The organism is Nonomuraea ceibae (assembly GCF_019396325.1).
Taxonomy (GTDB): Bacteria; Actinomycetota; Actinomycetes; order Streptosporangiales; family Streptosporangiaceae; genus Nonomuraea; species Nonomuraea ceibae.
Genome location: NZ_JAHKRO010000165.1, coordinates 1 through 16,703, shown reverse-complemented (window position 1 = coordinate 16,703; position 16,703 = coordinate 1). Strand labels below are relative to the sequence as shown.

Below are 16,703 nucleotides of genomic sequence, written 5' to 3'. Positions count from 1 at the left end.
GGGAGGGCGTGCTGGCCGAGTGGCGGGCCGACTCGCGGCGGCGGCTCGCCGAGCTGCGCGAGTCGGCCGACCAGCGGGCCAAGGTCAGCGGCGAGCTGGCCTTCCTCCTCGAACCCGATCTCAAGGACGGCCGGGGCGGGCTCCGCGACGTGCAGGCGATGCAGGCGGTGGCGGCGGCGTGGGTGGCCTCGGCCCCCGGCCCGCGGGCGCGGGAGGCGTACGAGTTCATCCTGGACGTCAGGCACGCGCTGCACGTGGTCACCGCGCGCGGCGCGGACCGGCTGGTGCTGCAGGAGCAGGACGCGGTGGCGGGGCTGCTGGGCCTGCTCGACGCGGAGGCGCTCATGCGCAGGCTCGCGGAGGCGGGCCGGACGATCTCGCACGCCTTCGACGGCACCTGGCGTTCCGTTGACAGGCTGCTGTCAGGCCCGGTGCCGCGCGGGCGGCGTCCGCTGGCCGACGGGGTGGTGGAGCACGGTGGGGAGGTGGTGCTCGCCCGGGGGGTGTCGCCGCGCAAGGACCCGGTGCTGGTGCTGCGGGCCGCCGCCGCGGCGGCCGGGGCGGGGCTGCCGCTGGCGCCCGCCACGGTGTCCGTTCTCGCAGCTCAGTCGCCTCCGATGCCGGTGCCGTGGCCGGAGGAGGCGCGGGACGCGCTGGTGTCGATCCTCGGCGCCGGGCGCGCCGCCGTGCCCGTGTGGGAGGAGCTCGACCAGGCGGGCATCCTTGTCAGACTGCTTCCTGACTGGGAGCGCGTACGGCACCGGCCGCAGCGCCATCCGATCCACCGTTTCACCGTCGACCGGCACCTGATCGAGGCCGCCGCGAACGCGGCCGGCCACACCCGCGAGGTCTCGCGCCCCGACCTGTTGCTGATCTCCGCGCTCTTCCACGACATCGGCAAGGGCTGGCCGGGCGACCACTCGGTCACGGGCGAGGTCGTGGTGCGCGACCTCGGCGCGCGCATCGGCCTGCCCCCGGCCGACGTGGACGTGCTGGCCACCGTGGTGCGCCACCACCTGCTGCTGCCCGAGACGGCCACCCGCCGCGACCTGGACGACCCGGTCACGATCGAGAAGGTCGCCGCCACCGTGGGCTCGCGCGACGTGCTGGACCTGCTGGCCGCGCTGGCCGTCGCCGACGGCGCCGCGACGGGCCCCGCCGCCTGGAACGCCTGGAAGGCCGGGCTCGTCGCCGACCTCGTGCGCCGGGTGCGCTCGGTGCTGGCGGGCTCGCCGCCGCCGCAGCCGCCCACGCTCTCGCCCGAGCAGGCGGCGCTGGCCCGGCACGGCGGCGGCGCGGTGCGCGTCATCGGCGGGGCGGTCACGGTGGTCGCGCCCGACCGGGCCGGGCTGCTGTGGAGCGCCGCCGGGGTGCTCGCTGCGCACCGCCTCGTCGTGCGGTCGGCCTCGGCCGCGTCGGCGGGCTCCACGGCCGTGATCGAGTTCTCCGTCATCCCCGAGTACGGCACCCCGCCCGACCCCGCCACGCTGGAGGCGGATCTGCGTCTGGTCCTTGCTGGGCGCCTTGACATCGAGCAGCGGCTGGCCCGCCGGACCAGGTCGATGCGGCCCGCCCGGGTGCCGGTCGCTCCACCCCGTGTGACGTTGGTGGACGACGCCTCCGCGACGGCCACCGTGGTGGAAGTCAGGGCCCATGACAAGCCAGGACTCCTGTGGCGCATCGGACGGGCATTCGGGGCCTGCGGTCTTGACGTAAGGGCCGCTCGCGTAGAGACTCTCGGCGCGGAGGCGGTGGACGTCTTCTACGTGGTTGACCGCGCCGGACGCCCCCTCAGCGACGAGGCGCAGCGCAACCAGGTCCGCGACGCGGTGCTTGCGGCACTGCGGTAACCAACAGCACACGACACACGGTCACATTTGTAACGATTGTGTCCGTTTTGCCTGATACGTCAGATGCTGCGGATACCTTGTGGACGGCCTACGGCCCGTGCCGGGAACGGGATGATTGAGGGGTAGCGGGAGCAGTGACAACGGGGAGTGCAGACAGCGGCGCCGCCGGGAAGGGTCGCCTGAAGCGGCCGATGCCCCGGCTGGGGCTGCGCAATTGGCGCGTGAGGTGGCGGCTCACCGCACTCGTCCTGGTCCCCACCATCGCAGGCGTCGTGCTCGGGGGAGCGCGCGTGGTGGGCTCGGTTCAGAGCATCGGTGACTATGATCGCACAACTATCGCGGCGGAGCAGGCATCCCGCATCCGCGACCTCGTGGAGGCCGTGGGACTGGAGCGTGACACCGGCGGCTGGAGCAACGCCGCCAGGGGCGAGGTCGCGCGGAGCCTGCGCAAGAAGCTGAGCAAGCCCTACAACGACCGCAAGGCCGACGTCGACCGGCTGGTCAAGGCCGTGCGGGCCGACCTCGGCGCGATGGACGAGTCCTACGGCGACCGCGTCATGGCCGTCGTCAAGCGGACCCACATCGACCTCAACGCGCTGCCGCGCATCAGGGAAGAAGCCCAGCGCGACACCACCCGCTACGACACGATGCTCGACACGCTGCTCCGGCTGCACGACGAGCTGAGCCTGCTGAGCGAGGACCCGCAGATCATCGGCCACTTCCGCGCGCTGAGCGCGCTGACCCGGGCCAAGGAGCAGGTCTCCCGCCAGCGCGACCAGCTCCTGCGCGGCTACTACAACTCCGCCAGCGTCGACGCCCAGGAGGTGGAGCGGTTCATCGCCTCCAACTCCGTGCAGCACAGCGAGATCGACAACGTCACCCAGGAGGCCGGCGCCGCCATGGGGATGGAGCTCCAGAAGGCGCTGACCATCCCCGAGTACGTCAACACCGAGCTGACCAAGTCGCGGGCGATCACGCTGGCCAGCGGCAAGCAGCCGGGCGTCCGGCTGCGCCAGAACCTGCTCGCCGCCACCGTGCCGGACAAGTCCGCGCCCGACCAGTGGTTCGACGACAACACCACGATCATCAACGCGCTGTCGTCCATCGAGGACAAGCTCAGCGAGCGCGTCGCGCTGCGCGGCCAGGAGCTGCGTGACGCCGAGATCCGCAACGCGATCATCGCCGGCGCGCTCATCCTCGGCCTGCTGCTGCTCGTGCTGCTGCTGACCGTCGCCATCGCCCGCTCGATGGTCTCGCCGCTGCGCCGCCTGCGCACCGAGGCCCTCGAGATCGCCGGCTTCCGGCTGCCCGACGTGGTGCGCGCGCTGCGCGTGTCCGGCGACAGCGCGCCGCCCGACGTGCGCCCGATCGAGGTCGAGGGCGACGACGAGATCGGCGAGGTCGCCAAGGCCTTCGACCAGGTCCACCGCCAGGCCGTGCGCCTCGCCGGCGAGGAGGCGGAGCTGCGCGGCAACATCAGCGCCATGTTCGTCAACCTCTCCCGGCGCACCCAGACGCTGGTCGAGCGGCAGATCTCGCTCATCGACGGCCTGGAGAAGGGCGAGCAGGACGGCGGCCGGCTGGCGGACCTGTTCAAGCTGGACCACCTGGCCACCCGCATGCGCCGCAACTCCGAGAACCTGCTGGTCCTGGCCGGGCACGAGCCCACCCGCCGCCGCAGCCAGCCCGCCAAGCTCGTCGACGTGGTCCGCGCCGCGCTGTCGGAGGTCGAGGGGTACGAGCGCGTCCAGGTCAAGGTGCACCGGGCCACCTCGGTGCTCGGCAGCGCCGCCAACGACCTCGTCCACCTGGTGGCCGAGCTGGTCGAGAACGCCATCCAGTTCTCGCCCAGCAACTCCCAGGTCATCGTCTCCAGCAGCCTCATCGAGGGCGGCGGCGCGCTGCTGTCGGTGAGCGACACCGGCATCAGCATGACCGACGAGGAGCTGGCCGAGGCCAACCGCCGGCTGGCCGAGCCGCCCGTCGTGGACGTGTCGGTGTCGCGCCGGATGGGCCTGTTCGTGGTCGGCCGGCTGGCCCTGCGCCACGGCATCCGGGTCCAGCTCCGCAAGGGCGAGGGCGAGGGGCTCATCGCCATGGTGCTGCTGCCGCCCGCGCTGGTGCAGGACGGCGGCCAGCCGCCGCTGCCGCAGCGCTCGGCCTACAACCAGGGCGCTCCCGCGCAGCCGCCGCTCCAGCAGCGGCCGGTGCCGCCCGCGCGCAACGGCCACGGCTCGTTCGCCAGCTTCGACTCCTTCGACACCGCCGCGGGCCGGGGCGGCCAGCCTGTCGGGCCCTTCACCGCCGACACCGACGGCGGCGCCTTCGGGCAGCGGCCGTTCGACTCCGGGGCGTTCCCGTCCTACCCGAGCCCGGCGCCGACGCCGCCACCTGCGGCTCCCGCGCCGCCGTCGTACCCGTCGTACCCGTCGCAGCCCGGCCCCGAGCGGATCGGGACGTTCCCGTCGTATCCCAGCTCGGACGGGGGATTCCCGTCCGCGCCCGCCTACAGCACGAACGACGTGCGCAGGCCCGAGCCGCCGCCCTCCGTGGACGTCTCGCCGATGGAGCCCGGGCAGGAGGAGTTCCTGCCGATCTTCGCCTCGGTGGAGTCCGCCTGGTTCCGCAGACCGACAGGCGATACAGCACCGGAATCGAACCGGGATGAGCAATCGCCCGCGCAACCCGTACCCTCTGGGGAGGAAGCGTGGCGAACCGCTGCCGATGCCGGTTGGCAGGCGGCGGCCGCCGCGAGCGACCCCAGCCTCGGCGGCACCACCGCCGCCGGGCTTCCCAAGCGCACCCCCAAGGCCAACCTGGTCCCGGGCACGGCCGCCGCACCGGCGGCCCAGCCGCAACAGCGGCAGGCCCCGGCCCAGCCGTTGTCACCGGACCGGATACGCAGCAGGATGGCCAGCTACCAGCAGGGAGTGCGCCGGGGTCGGGCGGAAGTACGTGAACAGGAGGAACGAGAGTGAGTGAGCGTCCTGCTAGGGAGGGCGAGTGACGACCCTCAGCCATGAGGCGCACCGGTTCGACTGGCTGATCACCGACTTCGTGCGTAACACGCCCGGAGTCGCGCACGCGGTCGTCGTCTCGGCGGACGGGCTCTGCCTGGCCGCCTCGGAGGGCTTCCCTCCGGACCGGGCCGACCAGCTGGCCGCGGTCTCCGCGGGCCTGCTGAGCCTCACCGTGGGCGCTTCCCGGGTGTTCGAAGGCGGATCGGTCTCGCAGACCGTCGTCGAGATGCAGCGTGGACTGCTGATCGTCATGGCGATCAGCGACGGCTCGGTGCTGACCGTGCTGGCCGGGCCCGACTGTGACATGGGGCTGGTGGCGTACCAGATGACGCTGCTCGTCGACCGGGCGGGCCAGGCACTGACCCCCGCCCTGCGGGCGGAGCTGCAGGCGGCCAGGACGCGGTGATGCAGATGACGGGAGTGGGTCGTGTACGGCAGTGACGGCGCAGGGGACGACGAGCCCCTGTTCCGTCCCTACGCGGTGACCGGCGGCCGTTCGGAGCCGCGTTACCACCTCGCGATGGAGACGCTGATCTCGTCCATGTCCATCCCGGACGACGAGATGGCCCTGCTCACCCCGGAGCAGGAGGCGATCATGCAGCTCTGCAGGTCGTTCCGGTCGGTCGCAGAGATCTCGGCCCTGCTCCGCGTCCCGCTGGGCGTGGCTCGCGTGCTCGTCGCAGACATGTCGGACGAAGGGCTCGTCCGGCTGCACGCGCCACGCCTCAGCCAGGGACAGCCAGACCTCAATATGCTCGAAAGGGTGCTCAGTGGACTTCGCAGGCTCTAGCCCCGGGCTGACGTCGACGAAAATCGTCGTCGCGGGCGGGTTCGGCGTCGGCAAGACGACGTTCGTGGGGGCGGTGTCCGAGATCCTGCCGCTCACCACGGAGGCGGTGATGACGGACGCGTCCGCGGGCATCGACGACCTCGGCCTGACGCCGACCAAGCGGACGACGACCGTCGCCATGGACTTCGGGCGGCTCTCGCTCGACCGTGACTTGATCCTCTACCTGTTCGGCACGCCCGGACAGCACCGGTTCTGGTTCATGTGGGACGACCTGGTGAAGGGCGCGATCGGCGCGGTCGTGCTGCTCGACACGCGGCGGCTGGCCGACAGCTTCCCGGCCATCGACTACTTCGAAGAGGCGAAGCTGCCGTTCGTCATCGGGATCAACGGGTGGGACGGGCAGTTCCTCCACACCGACGACGAGGTGCGCGAGGCGCTGGCGCTGTCGCCGCACGTCCCGATCGTGCGCACGGACGCGCGCAACCGGGAGTCGGTCAAGGCGACGCTGATCTCGCTGGTCGAGCACGTGGTGCGGCTGCGGGCCGCCCCCGTGCGGTGATGGCTGGAATTGTCGGATTTATCGGGCATGATCACACTACGCTGCTAGGTCTTCTTCGGATCCCTGAAAGAGGCACGGAAAAGGCGTGCACAGGAGTGTGAATCGTGTGGATCGCGGTCGTCGTGGCCCTGGCCGTCGCCGGGGTGATCGTCTGGTCGTTCCGGCGCGGGGCCACCGGCGCTGACGAGGCGCCGGACCCGGCCTGGGAGTGGGAGTCCCGGCTGGAGGAGAACGCCCGGGTGGCGTTCATGGAGGGCCTGCGGGCCTGCCACGACCAGGCGGCCGTGAGCGAGGAGCGCGGCGTGCTCCGGCTCTTCGGACCGCCGTGCGCGATCTCGCTGTCCCTGCTGGCCGACCGCTTCGCCGCGCGCGGCCAGGAGGGACTGCACGACCCCGAGGGCGTGGTGCGCGAGCTGGTCGAGAAGTGCGCCGCCGCCGAGCAGCCCGGCGTGCTCCACCTGACCGAGGGCCTGCCGGGCGACGACGCCTCCGATCACGCCTCCGATGACGCCGGCGGGATGGACCGGGCGGCGTTCGGCGCCGCCGTGCGCGAGCTCGTCCGGCCGGACGCCGCGCCCGGCGGCTCCTGGTTCCTCGACGAGGCCGGCGGCTGCCTGGAGGTCGTCGTGCCCGGCGACTACGCCACCACGCTGCTGCTGGACCTGGGCCGGCTGCGCGAGCGCCATCGCGCGGCGCGCGCGGAACGGCCCGGGATGCCCGCCGTCGCCGTGCTGCGCGACGTGGTGTTCGGGCTCATCGCCGAGGACGGGCCCGGCGTGACCTGGACCAGGCCGCCGTCGGAGCGGCACCGCACCGCCGTGCTGCCAGCCGGCGAGCGCCGCACCGCGAGCTGACCCCCTCAGCCCCGGGTGCGCCGCTCGACCAGCGCCTCCACCCCGTCGAGCAGCCGCTGCAGGCCGAACTCGAAGGCGTGCCCGGCGCTGTAGGCGGCCCCCATGGCCTCGGCCGCGGCCTGGCCCACCCGGGTGGCCGTGGGGAACCGGCTGGCGTCGGCGATCCGGTTGAAGAACGGCGCGTGCGCCGCCCACCACTGCTCGTCGGTCACCCCGGTGTGGCTCTCGGCCTGCGCCGCCTCCACCGCGCCCCGCGCCGTGCCGTGCACGAACCCGGACACCAGCGTGATCACCGAGTCCATCTCCACGTCCGTCAGGCCGATGCCGTCGACGGCGCGCAGCTCGTGGTCGTACTTGGCGGTGGCGTTGGGGCCCAGCACCGGCCGGCTCGCCGCCACCTGGAGCAGCCACGGGTGGCGCAGGTAGAGGTCCCAGTTGTCGCGCGCGATGCGCTGCAGCCGGTCGCGCCAGCCGCCCTCGGCGTCCTCCAGCGGAACCTCGCCGTAGACGGTGTCGAGCATGACGTCCAGCAGCTCCGGCTTGCCCGGCACGTACGTGTAGAGCGACATCGTGCCCACGCCCAGCCGCTCGGCCACCCGGCGCATGGACAGCGCCTGCAGCCCTTCGGCGTCGGCGACGTCGATCGCGGCGCGGGCGATCCGGTCGACGCTCAGGTCGGGCTTGCCCTTGCGGCTGACACGCTCGCTGGTGCGCCAGAGCAGCGCGAGGCTGCGGGCGGGGTCGCCCTTGCCGCTGTACTCCACAGTCACCCTCGTACGGTACACCGTACGGTCAATCATGCGCGGTAGAAGGGCACAGGTTCCGGGGGGAGCGGCGTGTTGCCGAGGACGAGGTCGGCCGCCTTCTCGGCGATCATCATGACCGGCGCGTAGATGTTGCCGTTGGTCACGTACGGCATGACCGAGGCGTCGACCACGCGCAGCCCGTCGAGGCCGTGCACGCGCATCGTGGCGGGGTCGACGACCGCCATCGGGTCCACGCCCATGCGGCAGGTGCACGACGGGTGCAGCGCCGTCTCGCCGTCCCTGGCCACCCAGGCGAGGATCTCCTCGTCGGTGCGCACCGTCGGGCCGGGGCTGAGCTCGCCGCCGTCGAGCCCGGCCCAGGCGGGCTGGGAGAGGATCGCGCGGGCGTGCCGGACGGCCTCCACCCACTCGCGCCGGTCCTGCTCGGTGGACAGGTAGTTGAAGCGCAGCGCCGGCTTGACCCGCGGGTCGGCGGAGGTGATGCGCACCGAGCCGCGCGCGTCGGAGTACATGGGCCCGATGTGCACCTGGTAGCCGTGGCCGCCGGCGGGGGCCGAGCCGTCGTAGCGCACGGCGATCGGCAGGAAGTGGAACATCAGGTTCGGGTACGCCACGTCGTCGTTGGAGCGGATGAAGCCGCCCGCCTCGAAGTGGTTGGTGGCGCCCGGCCCGTCGCGCAGGAACAGCCACTGCGCGCCGATGAGCGGCCTGCGCCACAGCGACAGCGACGGCTGCTGCGACACCGGCCGCGTGCAGGCGTGCTGGACGTACACCTCCAGGTGGTCCTGAAGGTTGGCGCCGACGCCCGGCAGGTCGTGGCGCGCCTTCACCCCGGCGGACGCCAGCACGGCGGCCGGGCCGACGCCGGAGACCTGGAGGAGCTGCGGCGTGTTGATCGCGCCGCCGCACAGGATCACCTCGCCCGCCGTGATGCGCTCCCCGTCGCACACCACGCCGGTGGCGCGCGTGCCGTCGAACGTGATCCGCTCGACGAACGCGCGCGTCCGCACCGTGAGGTTGCGCCGCCGCCGCACCGGATGCAGGTACGCGCGCGCCGCGCTCAGCCTGCGCCCGCGGTGCAGGGTGCGGTCGAATGCGGCGAACCCCTCCTGGCGGAACCCGTTCACGTCGTCGGTGAGCCGGTGCCCGGCCTGCTGCACGGCCTCGAAGAACGCCTCGAACAGCGGCCCGCGCGCCGCCCCGCGCTCCAGCTTGAGCGGCCCGTCGCCGCCCCGGAACCGCGACTCCGGGTCGGCCAGGCAGTTCTCCATGCGCTTGAAGTACGGCAGGCAGTGCGCGTAGTCCCAGCTCGCCATGCCGGGATCGGCGGCCCAGCGTTCGTAGTCGAGCGGGTTGCCCCGCTGGAAGATCATGCCGTTGATGCTGCTGGAGCCGCCCAGCACCTTGCCCCTGGCGTGGTAGACGCGGCGGCCGTCCATGAACGGCTCGGGCTCCGACTCGTAGCGCCAGTCGTAGAACCGGTTGCCGATGGGGAACATGAGCGCCGCCGGCATGTGGATGAACACGTCCCACAGGTAGTCGGGCCGCCCGGCCTCCAGCACGAGCACGGACACCGACGGGTCGGCGCTGAGCCGGTTGGCCAGCGCGCAGCCCGCCGACCCGCCGCCGACGATGACGTAGTCGTAGCCGGCGCTCACCGGGGCATCCAGTCCTTCCACACGATCGCGTTCTCCTCGACCCACCGCCTGGCGGCCTCGTCGGCGGTGATCTTCCGGTTGACCATGTCGGCGGCCACGGCGTTCTGGTCGGCGTTGGTCCAGGTGAAGTTGCGCACCAGCTCGTAGGCCCGGCCACCGCGCTCGGCGAACCGCTTGCTGACGATCTTGTCGAGCAGGTACGGGGGATAGTCGCAGGCGACCTCGGCCGGCACGGTGTCGCAGCCGATGGCGTGCGGCGGAAGATTGACCTTGACCAGTTTCACCTTGCTGAAGAGCCATTGCGGTTCGTAGAAATACATCAACAAGGGCGTCCGATTCTTCGTCGCCGCTTGGGCCGCCTTGATGAGCGCGGCTTCGCTGCCGGAGTAGACGACGCGGTAATTCAGGTCGAGGTTCTTGACGATCGCCTCGTCGTGAGTGACGAACGTCGGATCGCCGTCCAGGACTTGCCCGGCATTTCCGGATCTTGAAGTTTTGAATAGATTCGCGTACTTGTTCAGGTTCCGCCAGTCGGTGATGTCTGGATATTTCTTGACCATCCACTCCGGGACATACCAGCCGATCACCCCTTTGTTCCCCGTGAGCCCGGCGGAGAGCGCCACCTTCCTGCGCTCGACGTACTCCTCCTTCAGCTGGTTGTGACCCCAGTTCTCCACGATCACGTCGACCTCGCCGGACTCGAACCCCGCCCAGGAGTCCTCCTCCTTCATCGGCCGCCGCTCCACCCGGTACCCCAGCTCGTGCTGGAGCAGGTGGGCCAGCACGGCGGCCTGGGCCTCGTACCCGTCCCACGCGTGGACGTCGATCCTGACCGTGCGGTCCCCGGTGGCCACCGGGACGGCGGGCCGGGAGCCGGTGCAGGCCGCCAGCAGCAGGACCAGCGCCAGCGGGCCCGCGAGCATCGTCGTGATCCGCATGGCTACCGGGGGATCCAGGCCTGCCACTTGGCCGGGTTGGCCTCCACCCACTTCTTGGCGGCCTCCTCGCCGGTCATGCCGCCGTTCGTCATGTCGTCGGCCACGGCGTTCTGGTCCTCGTTGGTCCAGCTGAAGTTCTTGACCAGCTCGTACGCCTTGCCGCCGGTCTGCGCGAACTTCGTGCTCACGATCTTGTCGAGGTCCATCTCCGGGTAGTCGCAGGCCACCTTCTTCGGGTCGGCGTCACAGCCCTCGGTCCACTCCGGCAGCTTGACCCGGACCAGCTCCGTCTTGCTGAACAGCCAGTGCGGGTCCCAGAAGTAGAACAGCAGCGGCTTCTTCTGCGCCTGCGCCTGCTGGGCGCCCTTGATCAGCGCCGCCTCGCTGCCCCCTGTGACGATCTTGAAGTCGAGCTTGAGGTTCTTGATCAGCGCCGCCTCGTTCGAGACGTACGACGGGTCGCCGAACAGGAGCTGGCCCTTGCCGCCCGACTCCGACGTCTTGAACAGGCCGGCGTACTTGTTCAGGTTGCGCCAGTCGGTGATGTCCGGATACTCGTCGGCCATCCACTTGGGGATGTACCAGCCGATGACGCCCTTGTTGCCGGTGGACCCGGCCTCGACCGCCGTCCTCTTCTCCTCGATGAACTGCTTCTTCAGGTCGGGGTGGCCCCAGTTCTCGATGATGACGTCCACGTCGCCGGTCTCGAAGCCCTCCCAGGCAAGCTGCTCCTTGATCTCCGGCAGCTCCACCGTGTAGCCGAGCTCGTTGCGCAGCAGGTAGGCGACCACGTTGGCGCTGGCCTCGTAACCCACCCACGGGTTGATCGCGATCTTCACGGTCCCGGCGGGCGCCGGCGCGCTCGCGGAGCCCTCCGCGGCGGTCGCACTGGGCGCGGTCTCCACGGTGGCACCGCCGCAGGCCGTGGCGAGCCCCAGCGCTAGCAGGCCTGCGAGCAGGCGAATCCTCATGTGACTGTCCTTTGGTGGGGGGAGGTGCGCCTGTCGGCGCCCTGCGTGATGCGGTCGAGCATGACGCCGAGCAGCACGGTCGCCACGCCCGCGATGAATCCCATGCCGAAGTCCGTGCGCTGGGAGAAGCCCAGCACCACGTCGTAGCCGAGCGCCCCGGCGCCCACCAGCCCGCCGACCACCACCATGGCCAGGGTCATGACGATGCCCTGGTTGGCGGCCAGCAGGATGGCGCGCCTGGCCATCGGGAGCTGGACCTTCCACAGGAGCTGGCCGGGCGTCGAACCGGCGGAGACGGCCGCCTCGACGACCGGGCCCGGCACGTTCCTGATGCCCTCCTCGACCAGCCGGACGACCGGCGGGACGGCGTAGACGATCGAGGCGAAGATAGCGGTGAACCGGGTGGTGCCGAACAGCGCGAGCGCGGGCAGCAGGTAGACGAACGCGGGCATCGTCTGGGCCGCGTCCAGCACCGGCCGCTGCACCGCCGACCAGCGCGCCGAACGCGCCGCCGCCACGCCCAGCGCCAGGCCGACGACCAGCGTCACGCTCACCGCGACGGCGACCGTGGTCATCGTCCGCATGGCGTGCTCCCAGGTGCCCAGCAGCGCGATCGCGAGCAGGCAGCCGAGCGCCGTGAGCGCGGGACGCACCCCGCTCACCCGCCAGGCGACGAGCAGCACCGCGGCGGCGACCAGCCACCACGGCGCCGACGTGAACAGGCCCTCCAGCGGGTTCAGCAGCAGGTAGGAGGTGGTGTCCTTGACGAACGTGGTGACGCCGTACCAGCTCGTCTCGGCCCACAGGACGGCGTCGTTGATCTCGGCGGCCAGGTCGACCGTCAGCGCCCGCGGCCACTCGCGCGGCAGCGCGAACCCGAGCGCCACCCCCGCCACCGCCAGCGCGCCCGCGCCGGCCAGGCGGGCGCGGCCGATCCGGCTGTGCGGGCCGCGCCGGGCCACCGCGACCGTCATCCGGTCCAGCAGCATCGCCATGACCACGATCGCCACGCCCGCCGGGAGCATGATGCCGACCTGGGCGCGCGACAGCCCGAGGATGATGTCCGAGCCCAGGCCCGGTGCGTTGATCAAATTGGCGATGACCACCATCGACAGCGCCATCATGATCGTCTGGTTCACCGCCAGCGCCATCGTCGAGCGGGCCAGCGGCAGGTGCACCTTGACCAGCGTCTGCGCCCGGGTCGCGCCGAGCGAGGCCGACGCCTCCACGGCCGTGGGGGAGACCTGCTGGATCGCCAGCGCGGTGATGCGGATCGCGGGCGGGATCGCGTAGATCATCGTCGCGATCGTGCCCGCGGGCGCCCCGATGTGGAAGAACAGCGCCAGCGGCGCCAGATAGGCGAACGTGGGCATGATCTGCATGACGTCCAGCACCGGCGTGACCGTCCGGTGCACGCGCCGCGACAGCCCCGCCCACACGCCGAGCGGCACCCCGATCGCCAGCGACAGCAGCACCGCCGCCGCGACCAGGGCCAGCGTCTCGACGCTCGACTCCCACAGCCCCAGCACGCCGAACGAGCAGAACCCCGCCACCGCCGCTGCCGCGATCCGCCGGCCGCCCGCCAGCCACGCCAGCGCCCCCGTCACCCCGATCAGCCCCGGCCACCCCAGCGCGGTCAGCGCCGCGTGGAACGCGCCGTAGACCCCGCCCACGAACAGCCGGACGTAGTTGAGGAAGTACAGGAACACCGGGTTGTCGTTGCGGTGGTCGTCGATCCACTCGCGCAGCTCGGTGACGGCCGCGAACTGCGGGGCCTCGCTGTCGTGCGGCAGCGTGCCGGTGCCGCGGAAGACCAGGTACGCCGCCGCGAACCCGGCGGCGATCCCGGCGGGCGCCACCCACCGGGGCACCCGCAGGCCCCGGGGCGTGCTGACCGCCGTGCTGCTCATGCCGCCGTCACTCCGGCGCCGCCCGTCTCCTGACCGGACAGGAAGGTGAGCAGGTCGACCCGGTCCACCAGGCCGACCAGCTCGTCGCCGTCGACCACCCGGATCGGGCGGGACGACTCCGAGGCGGCGGCGACGGCGTCCTTGATCACGGTGGTGGCCGGGAGCGCCGGGCCGTCGAGCGGCTCTCCCGGCTCGGGCGGGCGGGCGATCCAGCGCAGCGACAGGACGTGGCCGCGCGGCACGTCGCTGACGAAGTCGGCCACGTAGTCGTCGGCGGGCGCGCCCACCAGCTCTTCCGGCGTGCCGAGCTGCACGATCGAGCCGGCCCGCATGATCGCGATGCGCTCGCCCAGCTTGAGCGCCTCGGCCAGGTCGTGGGTGATGAACACCATGGTCTTGCCCACCTCGCGGTGCAGGCGCATCACCTCGGCCTGCATGTCGCGGCGGATCAGCGGGTCCAGCGCGCTGAACGGCTCGTCGAACAGCATCACCTGCGGATCGACGGCCAGCGCCCTGGCCAGCCCGACCCGCTGCTGCATGCCGCCGGAGAGCTGGTCGGGGTAGGCGCCGGCGTGCCCGTCGAGGCCGACGAGCGACAGGATCTCCGCCGCCCGCGCGTGCCGCTCGGCCCGGGCCACGCCCTGGACCTCCAGCCCGTACGCCACGTTGTCGATCACCCGGCGGTGCGGCAGCAGGCCGAAGTGCTGGAAGACCATGCTGACGTGGTGGCGGCGCAGCTCGCGCAGCCGGGCCGGGCCGGCCGCGCCCACGTCCTCGCCGCCGATCGTGACCCGGCCCGCGGTCGGCTCGACGAGCCGGGTCAGGCAGCGGACGAGCGTGGACTTGCCGCTGCCCGACAGGCCCATGACGACGAACACCTCGCCGGGCCGTACGTCGAAGCTCACGTCCCGCACGGCGGCCGTGCAGCCGGTTTTCTCCCTGAGTGCGGCGGGGTCCAGAAACCTGTCATCGCACGCCAGCACCTTCGCCGCCTTGGGGCCGAAGATCTTCCACAGTCCCTCGACGCCGATGGCCGCGCTGTCGGGAGAAACCCGCACCTCTCGCCTCCTCGGTTTGAGGGGGCAAACATATGTCGGGATTCACGACAATCTCAATGCTGTGACTCGGGGGAGGCGGTGACGGATGTGCCCTGTTATGAACGTGGAACGCGACAAACGCCCATCAACGGACATTCGCCAATTTGGAGTGGTATTTCGCGCTGAAGGTGCGCTATATGTGGAGCTCCAGCTTCTATGCTCATGAGTCACACTGGTTGACTTATGTCGCGTTATGTTCTCTTGGCCGAGCTGGTCGGCATGTGTTCCAATTACCAGGATTTCCCCGCGAGTCGCATATAGCGCCGATTCGGGCGAGAGGTTGCGTTCGGTGAGTACAGAGTTAGGGCGGCGGCCGCCAGAGGAAGGCAACTGGCGACTGCGCAACTGGCGCGTCCGCGCCCGCCTCGTCGCGCTCATCCTCGTGCCCACCGCCGCCGCCGTGCTCCTCGGCGGCTTCCAGGTGTTCACCTCCACCGGAGCCGCCGCCGACTACGAACGCACCAGCCGCCTCGCCCAGCTCTCCGGACAGGTCGGCGCCCTCACCCACGAGGTCGCCGCCGAACGCGCCCGCATGGCCTGGCACATCGCCCGCGGCCGCCCCCAGTCCCGGCTCGCCGACGTCCACGAGCGGATCGACCGCGCCGACGAAGCCATCCAGCGGGTACGCGGCAGCGCCACCGCCATCCTGCCCGCCGTGTCCGGCCGCACCGCCGACCAGATCGAGAACATGCTCAACCGGCTCGACGACCTGCTCACGCTCCGCCAGCAGGCCCTCAAGGGCGACCTGCTCGCCGCCCCCGCCGTCGACCTCTACACCGTCGTCATCGACGACCTGCTGTCCGTGCACGACGAGCTCATCAAGGGCAGCCAGGACGACGAGCTCATCCGCCAGTCACGCATGCTGCACGCCCTCGCCGGCGCGAAGGAGAGCCTCTCCCTCCAGCAGGCCGTGCTCACCATCGCGCTCACCGACGGCGCCATCAGCCAGGAACAGCTCAAAGGACTGCTCGGCGAGCTGTCCCGCGAGGAGAACGAACGGGCCGCCTTCGCCGACGAGGCCACCGCCGCCGAACGGCGCTTCTTCGACGAGACCGTCAACGGCCGCAGTGCCGACGCCATGCTCTTCCTGCGCGAACTCGTCCTCATCCGAGCCACCGCCGGCCAGCCCCTGCGCGGCCTCGACCAGAACACCGCCGACGACGCCGGACTGTGGTTCAAGGCGTCCACCACCGTCGTCGACTCCCTGCGCACCGTCGAACAGCGCCAGGCCGGCGGCATCCTGGCCCGCTCCCACGCGCTCAGCGCCGACGAGCGGCAGCGCGCGTACGTGATCGCCGGAGCCGTCATCGCGCTGCTCCTCGCCGTCCTGCTGATCACCACCGGCGTCGCCCGCTCCCTCGTCCGCCCCCTGCGCCGCCTGCGCTCCGAAGCCCTGGAGATCGCCGGCCGCCGCCTGCCCGACTTCGTCCAGCACCTGCGCGAATCACGCGACGGCGACATCGACGCCGAAGTGCCGCCCATCCACGTCTTCACCCGCGACGAGGTCGGCGAGGTCGCCCGCGCCTTCGACGAGGTCCACCGCGAGGCCGTACGGCTCGCCGGCGACGAGGCCCGGCTGCGCGCCAACGTCAACGCCATGTTCGTCAACCTGTCCCGCCGCAGCCAGACCCTCGTCGAACGGCAGCTCACGCTCATCGAACGGCTCGAACGCGGCGAACGAGACGACACCCGGCTCGGCGACCTGTTCAAACTCGACCACCTCGCCACCCGCATGCGCCGCAACAGCGAGAACCTCCTCGTCCTCGCCGGCCAGGAAGCCGCCCGCCGCTGGAGCGAACCCGTCGAGCTCATGGACATCGTCCGCGCCTCGCTCGGCGAGGTCGAGAACTACGACCGGGTCAGCGTCCAGATCCAGTCCCAGTCCGCCGTCCTCGGCCAGGCCGTCAACGACGTCGTCCACCTGCTCGCCGAACTGATCGAGAACGCCGTGTCGTTCTCCGCGCGCGACACCAAGGTCGTCATCTCCAGCAACCGCATCGACGGCGGCGGCCTCATGGTGTCCGTCTCCGACAGCGGCATCGCCATGACCCCCGACGAGCTCGCCCAGGCCAACTGGCGCCTGGCCAACCCGCCGGTCGTCGACGTGTCGGTGTCGCGCCGCATGGGGCTGTTCGTCGTCGGACGGCTGGCGCTGCGCCACAACATCAAGGTCCAGCTCCGCCGCCAGGACACCGGCGGGCTCACCGCCATGGTCGTCCTCCCCGAAGCCCTCCTCACCCCCATCCCCCACCCCCCGGCCCCGGCCCTCGACACCACCCCACCGCCCCC

13 protein-coding genes are annotated in these 16,703 nt (G+C 71.5%); 7 read left to right on the top strand and 6 right to left on the bottom strand.

Going from position 1 to position 16,703, the window contains the following annotated elements:
• From KME80_RS46350 to KME80_RS46325, 6 genes are all read left to right on the top strand, one after another.
• Positions 1-1,850: [protein-PII] uridylyltransferase (locus KME80_RS46350; RefSeq protein WP_219518275.1), on the top strand; the 1,850-nt coding region annotated here is incomplete at its 5' end.
• Positions 1,851-2,071: 221 nt separating this feature from the next.
• Positions 2,072-4,828, top strand: coding sequence for a sensor histidine kinase (locus tag KME80_RS46345; RefSeq protein ID WP_219518274.1), 2,757 nt, complete (start codon positions 2,072-2,074; stop codon positions 4,826-4,828).
• A 25-nt stretch (positions 4,829-4,853) separates the two neighbouring features.
• On the top strand, positions 4,854-5,276 hold the full coding sequence (locus KME80_RS46340) for a roadblock/LC7 domain-containing protein (RefSeq protein ID WP_049575902.1): 423 nt from the start codon (positions 4,854-4,856) through the stop codon (positions 5,274-5,276).
• Positions 5,277-5,297: 21 nt separating this feature from the next.
• Positions 5,298-5,660 (top strand): DUF742 domain-containing protein, encoded by a 363-nt coding sequence (locus tag KME80_RS46335; protein ID WP_049575903.1) that lies wholly within the window; start codon positions 5,298-5,300, stop codon positions 5,658-5,660.
• Between the two features lie 7 nt (positions 5,661-5,667).
• Positions 5,668-6,219: a GTP-binding protein gene (locus tag KME80_RS46330; protein WP_219518277.1), complete on the top strand. Its 552-nt coding sequence runs from the start codon at positions 5,668-5,670 to the stop codon at positions 6,217-6,219.
• Between the two features lie 104 nt (positions 6,220-6,323).
• On the top strand, positions 6,324-7,073 hold the full coding sequence (locus KME80_RS46325; protein ID WP_219518273.1) for a hypothetical protein: 750 nt from the start codon (positions 6,324-6,326) through the stop codon (positions 7,071-7,073).
• Between the two features lie 5 nt (positions 7,074-7,078).
• Here the strand turns inward: KME80_RS46325 and KME80_RS46320 are convergent, their stop codons facing one another.
• Genes KME80_RS46320 through KME80_RS46295 form a run of 6 tightly spaced genes read right to left on the bottom strand, consistent with a single transcriptional unit; the run spans position 7,079 to position 14,375 of the window.
• Positions 7,079-7,843: a TetR/AcrR family transcriptional regulator gene (locus KME80_RS46320; protein ID WP_219518272.1), complete on the bottom strand. Its 765-nt coding sequence runs from the start codon at positions 7,841-7,843 to the stop codon at positions 7,079-7,081.
• Between the two features lie 26 nt (positions 7,844-7,869).
• Entirely contained in the window at positions 7,870-9,519 is a 1,650-nt protein-coding gene (gene betA, locus KME80_RS46315) for a choline dehydrogenase (RefSeq protein WP_308126221.1), read from the bottom strand.
• Entirely contained in the window at positions 9,495-10,436 is a 942-nt protein-coding gene (locus KME80_RS46310) for an ABC transporter substrate-binding protein (RefSeq protein WP_219518271.1), read from the bottom strand. Before KME80_RS46310 ends, betA begins: the two co-directional genes overlap by 25 nt.
• Before the next feature lie 2 nt (positions 10,437-10,438).
• Positions 10,439-11,407, bottom strand: coding sequence for an ABC transporter substrate-binding protein (locus KME80_RS46305; protein WP_219518269.1), 969 nt, complete (start codon positions 11,405-11,407; stop codon positions 10,439-10,441).
• A complete protein-coding gene (locus tag KME80_RS46300) occupies positions 11,404-13,317 on the bottom strand; it encodes an ABC transporter permease (RefSeq protein ID WP_219518267.1) in 1,914 nt (637 codons plus the stop codon). The genes KME80_RS46305 and KME80_RS46300 overlap by 4 nt, the downstream gene beginning before the upstream one ends.
• On the bottom strand, positions 13,314-14,375 hold the full coding sequence (locus KME80_RS46295; protein ID WP_219518265.1) for a quaternary amine ABC transporter ATP-binding protein: 1,062 nt from the start codon (positions 14,373-14,375) through the stop codon (positions 13,314-13,316). Before KME80_RS46295 ends, KME80_RS46300 begins: the two co-directional genes overlap by 4 nt.
• Positions 14,376-14,703: 328 nt before the next feature.
• On the opposite strand from KME80_RS46295, the gene KME80_RS46290 reads away from it, so the two are divergent.
• Positions 14,704-16,703 (top strand): sensor histidine kinase (locus KME80_RS46290; protein ID WP_219518263.1); only part of this gene is annotated, 2,000 nt, incomplete at its 3' end.